At 70.6% G+C, this 12,208-nt stretch carries 11 protein-coding genes; 2 read left to right on the top strand and 9 right to left on the bottom strand.

Annotated features, from left to right (window positions below; genetic code table 11):
* Window positions 1–69 precede the first annotated feature (69 nt).
* On the bottom strand, window positions 70–555 hold the full coding sequence (locus ACH413_RS21100; RefSeq protein WP_360035438.1) for a hypothetical protein: 486 nt from the start codon (window positions 553–555) through the stop codon (window positions 70–72).
* Window positions 556–734: 179 nt separating this feature from the next.
* On the bottom strand, window positions 735–1,916 hold the full coding sequence (locus ACH413_RS21095; RefSeq protein ID WP_360035441.1) for an MFS transporter: 1,182 nt from the start codon (window positions 1,914–1,916) through the stop codon (window positions 735–737).
* A gap of 74 nt (window positions 1,917–1,990) precedes the next feature.
* On the opposite strand from ACH413_RS21095, the gene ACH413_RS21090 reads away from it, so the two are divergent.
* Window positions 1,991–2,974: a LacI family DNA-binding transcriptional regulator gene (locus ACH413_RS21090; protein WP_360035444.1), complete on the top strand. Its 984-nt coding sequence runs from the start codon at window positions 1,991–1,993 to the stop codon at window positions 2,972–2,974.
* Here the strand turns inward: ACH413_RS21090 and ACH413_RS21085 are convergent, their stop codons facing one another.
* The 3 genes from ACH413_RS21085 to ACH413_RS21075 all read right to left on the bottom strand — a co-directional run bounded on the left by ACH413_RS21085 (window position 2,975) and on the right by ACH413_RS21075 (window position 6,892).
* The gene (locus ACH413_RS21085) at window positions 2,975–3,913 is read right to left on the bottom strand and encodes a cellulose-binding domain-containing protein (RefSeq protein ID WP_360035447.1); all 939 of its coding nucleotides are present in this window, start codon (window positions 3,911–3,913) and stop codon (window positions 2,975–2,977) included.
* Window positions 3,914–3,990: 77 nt separating this feature from the next.
* Window positions 3,991–5,967 carry an RICIN domain-containing protein gene (locus ACH413_RS21080; RefSeq protein WP_360035450.1) on the bottom strand — a complete coding sequence of 659 codons (1,977 nt, stop codon included), beginning with the start codon at window positions 5,965–5,967 and terminating at the stop codon, window positions 3,991–3,993.
* 157 nt (window positions 5,968–6,124) lie between these two features.
* Entirely contained in the window at window positions 6,125–6,892 is a 768-nt protein-coding gene (locus ACH413_RS21075; RefSeq protein ID WP_360035453.1) for a hypothetical protein, read from the bottom strand.
* Window positions 6,893–7,046: 154 nt separating this feature from the next.
* Here ACH413_RS21075 and ACH413_RS21070 point away from each other — a divergent pair, with 154 nt between their 5' ends.
* Window positions 7,047–7,874 carry an alpha/beta hydrolase gene (locus ACH413_RS21070; RefSeq protein WP_360035456.1) on the top strand — a complete coding sequence of 276 codons (828 nt, stop codon included), beginning with the start codon at window positions 7,047–7,049 and terminating at the stop codon, window positions 7,872–7,874.
* On the opposite strand, the gene araA is transcribed toward ACH413_RS21070, so the two are convergent.
* From araA to ACH413_RS21050, 4 genes are all read right to left on the bottom strand, one after another.
* A complete protein-coding gene (araA, locus tag ACH413_RS21065; protein WP_360035459.1) occupies window positions 7,844–9,346 on the bottom strand; it encodes an L-arabinose isomerase in 1,503 nt (500 codons plus the stop codon). The genes ACH413_RS21070 and araA overlap by 31 nt on opposite strands.
* Window positions 9,347–9,363: 17 nt before the next feature.
* Window positions 9,364–10,017, bottom strand: coding sequence for an L-ribulose-5-phosphate 4-epimerase (locus ACH413_RS21060; RefSeq protein WP_360035462.1), 654 nt, complete (start codon window positions 10,015–10,017; stop codon window positions 9,364–9,366).
* Window positions 10,017–11,690: a ribulokinase gene (araB, locus tag ACH413_RS21055; RefSeq protein WP_360036065.1), complete on the bottom strand. Its 1,674-nt coding sequence runs from the start codon at window positions 11,688–11,690 to the stop codon at window positions 10,017–10,019. Before araB ends, ACH413_RS21060 begins: the two co-directional genes overlap by 1 nt.
* Before the next feature lie 123 nt (window positions 11,691–11,813).
* Window positions 11,814–12,173, bottom strand: a complete 360-nt coding sequence (locus tag ACH413_RS21050) for a hypothetical protein (protein ID WP_360035465.1) — start codon at window positions 12,171–12,173, stop codon at window positions 11,814–11,816.
* Window positions 12,174–12,208 lie beyond the last annotated feature (35 nt).

Genomic DNA, 12,208 nt, shown 5'->3' with positions numbered 1-12,208 from the left:
CGGCACGGCGTTCGACGATTCTTCGAATCGAATACCGTCGATTGTTCGAAGCGCTGGATCAGCGGTTGATCAATTCTTGGCGCTCGGGGTGCCGTCCAACTCGCGCAGCCGCGCCATCAGCCGCGGCGCCAGTTCCTCTGGAGTGAGCCGGTGCGCCTGCCAGCGATCACGGCTGCCGTCCTTCATCGAGGCGTAGAAGCGGAACCGTCCCTGAGTGACCGACTCCGTTGCCAGCTCGGCGAAGATGACACTCGGAACCAGCCATGCGGCGATGATCGCGCCACGGTCCACATCGACGGCCACGAACAAGAGGTCCAGCGCCAGTCGCGGCCGGAAGGTCTTGGTGCCGACGAACGCCACGAACGTGTCGGACCGCAGGCGCTTGCTGGTCGACATCCGCGCTTTGACCTGCACCGCCAGGATCGCCTCGGTCCCGGCACCGTTGAACAAGAGATCGATGCCCTCGTCGTCGACCAGCGGAGTGGCGACGTTGAGTTTGCCGCGCGAAGCCAAGATGCACGTCGCCGCCACCAGATGCTCCGCCGCCTTGCCCATCCGTCCCGCAGGCGACGGCTCGACGAGATCCGAGGTGCTCATCGCGAGCTTCTCGGCGTGCGACGGAGCTGGTCGCCGCTCAACTCGGTCAGACTCATCCGCACAGCTCCGATCGCCGATGCCGCGGTGCCGACTCATCCGGGCACGTGCCGGAGCTATCGCCCGACGACGCCGGCGAGTTACGAGCCTCCGTGCTTGACCTGCCGCAGCGAGGGCACCAGCACCAGAGCGGGCAACAGCAGGAACGGCACGACCAGCAAGGCCCGCAACACCCCCAGTTGGTTGCCGAGCAGCCCGACGAGCGGCGGCCCCGCCAGGAACGCGGTGTAGCCGATCACCGCGACGACGCTGACCCGTGCCGCCGCGCGCTCGGGATCGTCGGCGGCCGCGCTCATTCCCACCGGGAAGCCCAGCGCGGTCCCGAGTCCCCAGACGGCCACGCCGGCGACCGCCAGCCCGAACGACCCGGCGAACACCGCCAGCGTCACGCCGGAGGCGGCCAGCAGCATCGAGAGGACCACCGCCGGGACGCGGCCCCAGCGGTCCAGCGCGATGGTGCCGAAGATCCGGCCGAACGTCATCGTCGTGACGAACACGCCGAACACCAGGGCACCCAGCGCCGGGTCGGCCTCGTAACCGTCGATGAACGCCACCGCCACCCAGTCGTTCGCGGTGCCCTCTGTGAACGCCAACACGAGCACCAGCAACCCGATCAGCAACGTGCGCGGTTCCCGCCACGCCGCCATGACCCCGCTGCTGCTGCCCTGCTCGGCCTCGGCGGCCAGGCGGTACGTGCGCGCGGCGACCAGCGTGCCGCCGGCGACGATCACGGCCACCACGGCCAGGTGCGCGGTCACGGGCAGGACCGCCCACGCCGCGAACGACGCCAGGCCGGCGGCGGCCACCGTGCCGAGGCTCCACATGGCGTGGAAGCGCGGCATCACCGTCTTGCCGAGAGCGCGTTCCACCTCCGCGGCCTCGACGTTCATCGCCACGTCGCACAACCCCGAGCCGTAGCCGAGCACGAAGATCCCGATCGCCGTCACCACCGGCGACGGGTAGGCGCCGATGCCGACGCCCGCCACCGCGAGTCCCAGCGCGACCGTCACGGCCGACAGGCTCACCGTCCGCTTCGGCCTGAGCCGGTGCGTGACCTCGCCCGCGGTGAGCATCGCCAGGCACGCGCCCACGGACATCGACAGCAGCAGCAACCCCAGCGCGCCCGGCGTCAGGCCCAGCGCGTCACGGGCGGCGGGCACGCGGGCGAACCAGGTCGCCACCGCCACTCCGTTGAGTCCGAAGGTCACCGCGACCCCCGCTGCGGCGGCTCGGACCTGACTGCGCGGCACCGTGACGGACATCCCGGTCCCTCCCTTTCTCGATACTGAAGTACTTACCCCACACATGGAAGCGCTTCCACCGCAATACTGCTGAGATGACGGGAGTACACACCGCGACGCTCGACGACGTGGCACGGGCCGCAGGCGTGTCCCGGGCCACCGCCTCGCGGGTCATCACCGGGCAGGGCCCGGCATCACAACGCTCACGGGACAGTGTCACAGCCGCCGTGGCCGCGCTGGGATACGTACCGGACGCCTCCGCCCGCGCGCTGGTCACCCGCACGGGCACGCGCCTCGCGATCGCGGTCATCGGCCACACCGCCGCCGTGCTCGACGACCCGTACGTGGGCCGCGTCCTGACGTCGGCGGCGCACGTCGCCGCCGAGCGCGAGGTCGGCGTCTCGCTGCACTGGTTGCCCCTGCACGACCCCGGCTCACTCGCCCGCCTCGCCGACGGCCGCGGGCTCGGGGGCCTCGTGGTGGTGAACCCGACGCGGCCGGCGCTGGAGACCGTGCCTCGGGAGCTGCGCGGACGGGTCGCCGCGGTCGGGGTCGGGACGCGGCACGTGCCGTCGTTCGACGTCGACAACCGCGCCGGAACCGACGGCGTCGTGCGCCACCTCGTGCGCACGGGCCGGCGCCGGATCGCGATGGTCACCGGTCCGGCCTGGTTGCCCTGCGGCGACCGCGCCGTCGAGGCGTACCGGAAGGTGTTGCACGACAGCGGCGGCGAGCCCAGGGTCGTACCGGGCGATTTCACGGCCGCGCGAGGTGCCGAGGCGGCCGTCGAGATCATGGCGCGGTGGCCGGACACCGACGCGGTGTTCGCGCTCAGCGACCTCACCGCGCTGGGTGTCCTCGACGGACTTCACGCGCTGGGCGTGCGGGTGCCGGGGGACGTGGCCGTCGCCGGGTTCGACGACATCGCGTTCGCCGGGCTCAGCCGTCCGGCGCTCACGACGAGCACGCACCCGGTGGAGGACATCGCCGCCGCCGCGGCACAGGCAGTCCTCGACCGCCGCGACACCTCCGGGGCGACGTTCTACCCCTCCGCACTCGTCGTGCGGGAGAGCGCGTGATCACTCGACCGAACAGGATTGGCCGTTGAGCGTGAAAGCGCCGGGAGCGGAGTTCCCGGCGCGGACCGTTCCGTTGAATCCGATCGACACCGAACCGCCCGGCTGAATCTGCGGGTTGTAGTCGGCGTTAGCGGCGTCGACGGTCGCACCGGACTGCCGCGCCCTCGCGTTCCACATGTCGGTGACGGTCTGCCCGTTCGCGAAACTCCACCGCAGCGTCCAGCCGTTGACGGACGTGGATCCGGTGTTGCGCACGCTCACATTCGCCTGGAAGCCACCCGGCCACTGACCGGAGATGCGGTAGGCGACCGCGCACGTCCGCGCGGGAGGCTTCGGCGGCGTGGTCGTGGGCGCGGGACGGGGTGGCGTCGTGGTCGTGATGGCCGGAGCCGGTGGCGGCCGCACCGCGGTCGTGCCCGGTGCCGGCAGACCCGTGGTGGCGGCCGGGGGCGGGGCCGCGTCGAGACCGTCACACGGTGGTCCCCACAGGCCCCTGTCGGCACCGGCCGCCTCGGACTCCGCCGAGAGCAACGCGCCGCCGTCGACCCCCTCCGCCCGCAGCACGCCCTGACGCACCGCGAGCAACGCGTAGTCGGTGCCGTCCTCCAGCACCAGGTTCACGTCGCCGGAGACGACGGGACTGATGCGGACGGCGCTGGCCAGCAGTGTCGTCCTGGCAAAGGACAACGCGCCGTCCGCCCAGCAGGGCGGGGGTGCCGCCAGCTGCGCGATGCGGGCCTTCGTGCCGTCCGCCAGTTCGACGGTCCGGCCGTCGATCACGTCACGCACGAAGTGCAGCACGCCCTCATACCGCGCCTCCTCGTTGAGGAGGGTGGGCGGTTTCCAGGGCGTCCGGGTGGACGGCGCCGTCGACGGCGGCCCTGCCGTGCAGGCTCCGGTGAGCAGGACCAGAACCACGAGCCAAAGCTTGCGCGACACCGTTACCCCAATTGTCGTTGAACCCTCAACTACCCTAGAGGGTCACGGGCCCGGCTCAATCGACCGTTCGGAGTGGACTACCTGCTCGGAACGGCGGTCGCCGACCAACGCTGATTGGCACCGGAAGTCGCTTGGTACAAACCAATTCTGGCACCGTCCTCACGCGACTCGCCGACCACGTCGAGCAGACTTCCGTTCTCCTGGTTGACGAAGGTCCACGTGCCGTCCCCGGTGGACGAGAGCACCCATCTCGCGGCCGGGCCGTCGGACGAAGTCAGCACGACGTTGCCACCGGCCGCCGCGATCCGCTGACCCGTGGCGGCGTTGACCACGGAGAACTGCGCGCGGTTGTCGTAGCCTCCGGATCGGCGCTCCACGCGCCACACCTGGTCGGCCGCGGTCGCGTCGGTGGTGCGCTGGACGAGCGAGGTGCCCGACGGCGCGAGCGACTTGCCGCTCTGCGCCCCGGTGAGCCGGTACTGCCCGCCCAGCGCCGCCTCGCGGTTGACGCCGCTGACACCGCTCACCTCGAACGTGACGACCGACTTCGCCGGCACGGAAAGGGTCGCCCTGCGATCCTTGACCCGCACGGCCGCACCCTTCACCAACGCGCCGTACTGGTCCGTCACAACTGGACGTACGGAAGCGTTCTGCCGCACCGACCCGAACGCCGACAGGTCCAGCGTCACGGACTGCGCCTGATCGGTCTTGTTCAGGTGCACCAACGACTTCAGCTCGGTGTTGCGCACCGCCGCCACGTCGGTCGTGGTGTTGACCTTCACCAGGCGATCACCGGGCTTCACGAAGTGCGTGAAGTTGCGCAGCGCGTGGAACTTCGTGTTGACGCGCGCCGGGCAGGTCGCCAGCGTGTCCTGGGCCTTGCAGTCGAACGGGATCTGGATGACGCCCCAGTTCATGCCGTCCGCGGACTCGGCACCGGGCTTCATGTTGTTGTAGTCCTCGACGGCCTGCCACAGCAGCCACGCGCGCGGTTCCAGCTCGCGCAGGTCGTCGATCACGCGCTCCGCGATGCCGAGACCGGGGTCCATGCTGGTGAAGCTCTGACCGGAGCCCCAGTGCCCGTCGACCTCGCTCATCCACAACGGCTTGCCGGCGCCCTTGGCGATGTCGCGGGCGGACGTGCGGCGTCCCGTGCCGTAGGTGTGCACGTTCAACTGGCCGACCTGCGTGCGCACCGAGGCGGGATAGCCCGCCCAGTCGGCGGCGAAGATGCCGGGGTTGGTCTCGTCCGGCGCGGAGACGGTGGCCTTGAGCCGGTTGGCGCGCAACGCCTCCGCCATCGCGGGCACCACCTTCGCCTGCAGGGCGGGCCCGATGTGCGCGCCCTCCTGGCGGCCGCCCGTCGGGTTGCCGTCCGGGCCGAGCGTCGTGCGCCAGTAGGAGGTGTTGGGCTCGTTGAACGGGTCGACCGTGGCGAACTTGATGCCGTGGGCCCGTTCCAGCTCCGCGGTGGTCTGGGCGAGGTAGGCGGCGAAGTCGCCGATCCGGTCCTCCCGCAGCTGGTCCGCGTTCGGGTCGAAGCCGCCGGAGACGTACCCGCTCACCGTCTGGAACCACGGCGGCGAGTTGCTGAAGGACTCCCAGCGGGTCACGTCCTTCTTGATCCGGTCGACCCACCACCGCTGACGCGGATCCGCCGCGGTGTCGAAGAAGCGCGCGTCGCCAGGCTTCCACCAGTCGGTGTCTGCGCGGGTGGTGCCGGCCGGCGCCTTCCACCACCCCGGGACCGCGGCACCCGCCCGCAGGTACTGCGGCACGTCCGGGGCGTTGCCGCCGCCGATGTTGTACCGCGCGATGTTGAGGTTCAGCCCGTCCTCACCGAACAGCAGCTCCGCCAGCTGGTTGCGGATCTCGTCCGGATAGTCGCCCGTGGCGTTGGCGAACCACACCAGGCTCGTGCCCCAGCCCTGGAACGGCTCCTGCTGATAGGTCGGATCCGGTCTCACCGTGACGGTGTCGACGGCGGCCACGGCGGGGACCGCGGTGGCCAGCGACAGCGCCGAAACGGCAAGCAGAGCAAGAAGTCTGGTCATCGGTTCTCCGTTGAACGCGCGATGTTCACGCTAACATCTATCGAGAACCTACTCGCGCGTCAAGGTCCTGCCGGACGGAGGCGCGTCCGTCCGGCAGGCCCCCTTGGAACGCTCGCCCCCGAGGAGACGGGCCCGCACGCTCGAACCCCGAGGAGAGTTACTTGAGCGTGCAGGTGGCGAAGCGCTCCAGTCCCTGAGGCCGCGTGCCCACGCGGCCGATGGCGATCGCGATGCGATCCAGCGCCGAGGCGCGCTTGCCTGCCAACGGGCCCAGGATCGCGTTCTGCACGAAGTTCGGCCCGCCCTGACCGGCCGACGTGCGCAGCCGCTCGTTCGCCTCCGCCAGCTGCTTGCCGAGGTTGGCGAGCTCGCGATCGACCTCGGCGCGCGCGGCCGCCGGCACGTTCTGCACCACCGGCAGCGGGCATTCGATGGCCTGCCCGGCCGCCGATCCGGTACCGGTGTTCGTGCCCGTCGACGCCGGTTTCGACGTCGTCGGCGGCGCGGACACGGCGGGTGCCTGACCAAGTCCGCAGGTCGCGAACCTCTCCAGCCCCTCCGGCTTCGCGGCGACCCGGCCGATGGCGGTCTCGATGCGGTTCAGCGCCGCGACCCGCTTGCTCGCCAACGGGCCGAGAATCGCGTTCTGCACGAAGTTCGGCCCGCCTTCGCCTGCCGACGTGCGCAGCCGGTTGTTGGCCTCCGCGATCTGCTTGTCGAGGTTGGCGAGCTCGCGCTGGACCTCGGCCTGCGCCGCGGCCGGCACCGCCGGGACGACGGGCTGCGGACATGCGATCGCGCCGGTGGTGGTCTCCCCGCCCGCGAAGGCGACGGCCGCGGTCACCGCTGTCAGCGTTGCGGCGACGGCGACCCCGGCCACGAGCACCCGCTTGCTTCGCTGGGGTCGTGCATGCGCTCTCGACATATTCGAACCTCACGACTAGGGGACGTTTTGTGCCGGCAGAACGGGATACGGACCGGGAAAGCAAAAAGTTCAACCACTTGTGAGCGTTCACAGCTGCTGGCATGCTCACGGTTCATTCCGCAGTCCCGCACCTGCGAAGAACCGGGGAACAGCCATGCCATCGGCAGACAGAGTCGTCCACGAGCAGATCCCGTTGCGCGTGCACGGGGTGAACCTCAAGGTCGCGTCGGTGCGGCGCGGGGGCGTCGACGCCCCCGTCGTCTTCCTGCACGGGTTCGGCACGAGCAAGGAGGACTACCTCGACGTCCTCCAGCGACACGAGTTCGCCGGGCGCCCGTTCCTCGCCTACGACGCACCCGGCGCGGGCGCCACGGAGTGCTCCGGCCTGGGAGAGGTCGACGTGCCGTTCCTGGCGGAGACCGCGCGCGCGATGCTCGACCGCGCGGGCATCGGCCGGTTCCACGTGGTCGGGCACCTGACGGGAGCACTCACGGCGCTTCTCCTGGCTCACAAGGAACCGGGCCGGGTGCTGAGCTTCGTCAACATCAAGGGCGTGCTGGCACCCGAGGACTGCGTGCTGAGCCGGGAGGCGCTGAACCACCGCGATCCCGGCGACTACCTCTTCAGGCTCGCGGAACGCAGCCGCGAGACACCGTGTTACGGCGGCGGCCTGTACGCGGCGAACCTCCCGAACAAGGTCCAGCGCGGTGCCGTGCCCACCCTCTTCCGGTCCATGGTCGAACTCGCCGACCACGGGAACCTGCTGCAGAAGTTCCTGTCACTGCCCTGTCCGCGGATGTACCTCTACGGCGAGCAGTGCGCGAACCTCTCCTACCTGCCGATCCTCGACGCGAACGGGGTGGAGCTCGCGGAGATCCCGCACAGCGGGCAGCTCCCCATGTACTCCAACCCCGCCGCGATGTGGCGGCAGATCGCCGAGTTCCACGCGCGTCAGCTGATTCCCAGCGCCAGGCGGTGGTAGGCGGAGTTCCAGCGCAGCCGGTCGGTGAACGAGGCCGGGGTCGTCGCGGAGTCGATCAGCACGAGCTCCGTGGCGGCCATCTGCGCGAAGTCCCGCAGCACCTCGGCTCCGACCGCCTGGGTCATCACCGTGTGGTGCGGCCCGCCCGCGGTGAGCCAGCACTCCGCTGACGTCGACAGCGACGGCGCCGGCTGCCACACGGCCCGCGCGACCGGCAGCTTCGGCAGCGGCTCGTCCGGCGGCACCACCGTGACCTCGTTGGCCACCAGGCGGAACCGGTCGCCGAGGTCGGCCAGTCCGACCACCACGGCGGGACCGGGCGCGGCGTCGAACACCAGTCGCACCGGGTCCTCCCGGTCGCCGATGCCCAGCGGGTGGACCTCACAGGACGGCTGCGCGGCGGCGATCGTCGGGCAGACCTCCAGCATGTGCGCGCCGAGGATCTTCGGCGTGCCCGGCCCGAAGTGGTAGGTGTAGTCCTCCATGAACGACGTGCCGCGACCGGTGCCGGTGCCCATGGCCTTCACGGCGGCGAGCAGCGCCGACGTCTTCCAGTCACCCTCACCGCCGAAGCCGTAGCCGTCCGCCATCAGACGTTGCACGGCGAGGCCCGGCAGCTGCCGCAACCCGCCCAGGTCCTGGAAGTTCGTGGTGAACGCGCCGAACCCGCCGTCGTCCAAGAAGGACCTCATACCGATCTCGATGCGGGCCGCGTACCGCAGCGAGTCGTGCCGCTCTCCGCCGCGCGCCAGTTCCGGTGAAAGCCGGTAGGTCTCGGCGTAGTCGGCGACGAGCAGGTCGATGCCGGCGTCGGGTACCGCGTCGACCACGGCGACGAGGTCGTTGACGCCGTAGGTGTTGACCGAGACGCCGAACCGCAGCTCCGCCTCGACCTTGTCGCCCTCGGTCACGGCGACATCGCGCATGTTGTCGCCGAACCGCGCCAGCTTCAGGCCGCGCAGGTGCGCCCGGCCGGCGGCGGCCCGGGCCCAGCCGTCGATCCGCTCGGCCACCACGGGATCACTCGCGTGCCCGGCGACCGTCTTGCGCGCCACCCCGATCCGGGTCTGCACGTAGGCGAACTCGCGGTCGCCGTGCGCGGCCTGGTTGAGGTTCATGAAGTCCATGTCGATGGTGGACCACGGCAGCGCCTCGTTGAGCTGCGTGTGCAGGTGCAGCAACGGTTTGCGCAGCAAGTCCAGCCCGGTGATCCACATCTTCGCCGGCGAGAACGTGTGCATCCACGCGATCACGCCGACGCACGTGGGGTCGTTGTTCGCCTCCTGCATGATCGCGCGGATGGCGCCGGAGTCGGTGAGCACCGGCTTCCACACGATCTCCGCGCTGATCCGGCCGGACTCGCTGAGCATCCGCTGGATCTGCTGGGACTGGGCCGCGACCTGGTCGAGCGTCTCGGGGCCGTAGAGGTGCTGGCTGCCGGTGAGGAACCAGATCTGGGGCTTGTCCGGCATGTGCTCTCCTTCTGGGCTCACTGGCCGTAAACGTTCTGGTAGCGCTCGTAGAGCCGGTCGACGTGCTGTTGCTCGATCACGTCCGGCTTGCCGAGCTGGAGTGCGAAGTGGACGGTGCGGGCGACGTCTTCCAGCAGCACCGCGGCTTTCACGGCCGCGAGGGCGGTGGCTCCGACGGTGAACGGGCCGTGGTTGCGCATCAGCACGGCGGGAGACCTGCTGGCGCTGAGGGTCTCCACGATCCCCTTGCCGATCGAGTCGTCGCCGATCAACGCGAACGGCCCGACCGGGACGTCGCCGCCGAACTCGTCCGCGATCATGGTGAGCACGCACGGGATGGGCTCCCCGCGCGCCGCCCACGCTGTCGCGTAAGGAGAATGCGTGTGCACGACACCGCCGACGTGAGGCATGTGCCGGTAGACGTACGCGTGGGCCGCGGTGTCGGAGGACGGCGCCAGCTCGCCTTCGACGAGGGTGCCGTGCAGGTCCGTCACGACCATCGCGTGCGGACCGAGTTCGTCGTAGGACACGCCGGATGGCTTGATCACCATCAGCTCGTGGCCGGGCACTCGCGCGGACACGTTGCCGGCGGTCCAGCTCACCAGCTCGTAGCGGGTCAGCTCGCGGTGGAGTTCGGCGACCGTGCGGCGGAGTTCTGCCGTGGCGGACATCAGCTCTTCCCCTCCAGTGCGGCTCGGCGGTACCCGCGCAGCCGGTGCATGACATCGTTGGCACCGCGGCCGAAGTAGTCGTGCAGCTCCAGGTAGTCGTCGAAGAGCCGTTGGTACGCCTTGACGTTCTCCGGGATGGGCGTGAAGACGTTGCGCCGCACCGATCCCATCTCGGCCGCGGCCGCGCGGATGTCCTGGTACGCGCCCGCGGCCACCGCCGCGTGCATCGCGGAGCCGAGCGCGGGGGCCTGGGCCGAGCCGCTCACCGACAGCGGCAGGTTCACGACGTCGGCGTAGATCTGCATCAGCAGCGTGTTCTTGACGAGGCCACCGGCGATCACGAGCTCGGTCACCGGGACGCCCGCGCCGGTGAAGGTGTCGACGATGACGCGGGTGCCGAACGCCGTGGCTTCGAGGAGTGCGCGGTAGACGTCCTCCGCCTTCGTGGCGAGCGTCTGACCGACGATCACGCCGGACAGCTCGTGGTCGACCAGCACGGACCTGTTGCCGCTGTGCCAGTCGAGCGCGACGAGCCCGTGCTCCCCCACCGCCTGTTGTGCTGCCAGCTCGGAGAGCAGTTCGTGCACCGTGATGCCGCGCTCGCTCGCCTGGTCGTGGTAGGCGGGCGGCACGCCGTTGCGCAGGAACCACGCGAAGATGTCGCCGACGCCGCTCTGCCCGGCCTCGTAGCCCCACAGCCCCGGCACGATGCCGCCGTCGACGACGCCGCACATGCCCGGCACCTCGCGTTGCACCTCGCCGCTCATCACGTGGCAGGTGGAGGTTCCCATGATCGCGACCATCTGACCGGGGCCGACGGCCTGCGCGGCGGGCGCCGTCACGTGCGCGTCGACGTTGCCGACGGCCACCGCGATGCCCTGCGGCAGCCCGGTCCACCCGGCGGCCTGCGCGGTCAGCTCACCGGCCCTGTCGCCGAGCGCGGACAGCGGGTGGTCGAGCTTGTCGGCGACGAACGTGGCGAACCCGGGGTTGAGCTCCGCGAGGAACTCCTCGCTCGGGTACTCGCCGTCCTGGTGGATGCCCTTGTAGCCGGCGGTGCAGGCGTTGCGCGTGTAGGTGCCGGTGAGCTGCCAGATGATCCAGTCCGCGGCCTCGACCCACCGCGCCATCGCCGCGTAGACCTCGGGCGCCTCCTCCAGCACCTGCAGGCCCTTCGCGAACTCCCACTCCGAGGAGATCAGGCCGCCATAACGCGCGAGCCACGGCTCCTTGCGCTGCCGCGCGAGCTCGTTGATCCGGTCGGCCTGCGGCTGGGCGGCGTGGTGGCGCCAGAGCTTGACGTAGGCGTGCGGGTTCTCCGCGAACTCCGGCAGCTCGCACAACGGCGTGCCGTCCGCCGTGACCGGCACCATCGTGCAGGCGGTGAAGTCGGTGCCGATGCCGATCACCTGTGCCGCCGAGATCCCGGCCGCCTCGACGGCCTGCGGGACGGCGGTGCGCAGGACGTCGAGGTAGTCGGCCGGGACCTGCAGCGCCCACTCCGGCGGCAACGGCCGGCCGGTGGTGGGCAGCACCTGGTCCGCCACCGCGTGGCGGTACTCGTGCACCGCGGTGCCGAGCTCGGCGCCGTCGCGGACGCGCACGACCACGGCGCGGCCGGACAGCGTGCCGAAGTCGACACCCACCACGCACGCGTCGCGGTCGATCGTCATGTCAGTCACGACCTGAGTGTTATCGCTAACAATCAGGGAGTCAAGATGCGCCCGATACATCGTGATTTCCCTGCGAGTGAGGGAAATGCGCAGGGAGGTGAGCGCACGACAAACAGACCCGCGTCAGTACCGGTACGGGCCGGGCTCGTCCGGTCCCGGCCGCAGCCGCTTCCCCGCGTGCCGCCGGGACTCCCCGCTCGACGGCCGGTGGAACCGCCGAGGTGTCGATGCCGCGCGGGACCCGCACCCGGCAACCAATGGGGCCGCCGAGGACTCGATGTCACACCAGACCCGCACCCCGGCAGCCAGCCGGACTGCCACGGACTCGATGCCACGCCGGACCCGCACCCCGGCAACCAGTGGAACCGCCACGAACTCGACGCCATACCGCACCCCGGCAACCAGCCGGACCGCCACGGACTCGACGCCACACCGCGCCCGCACCCCCAGCAACCAGCGGGACCGCCGAGGTCTCGATGCCACACGGGACCCGCACCCCGGCAACCAACGGGACTGCC

Origin of the sequence: Lentzea sp. NPDC020367, from assembly GCF_044387305.1 — a bacterium.
GTDB lineage: Bacteria > Actinomycetota > Actinomycetes > Mycobacteriales > Pseudonocardiaceae > Lentzea.
The sequence above is the reverse complement of the archived record's forward strand: the minus strand, read 5'-3'. Positions and strand labels throughout refer to the sequence as shown.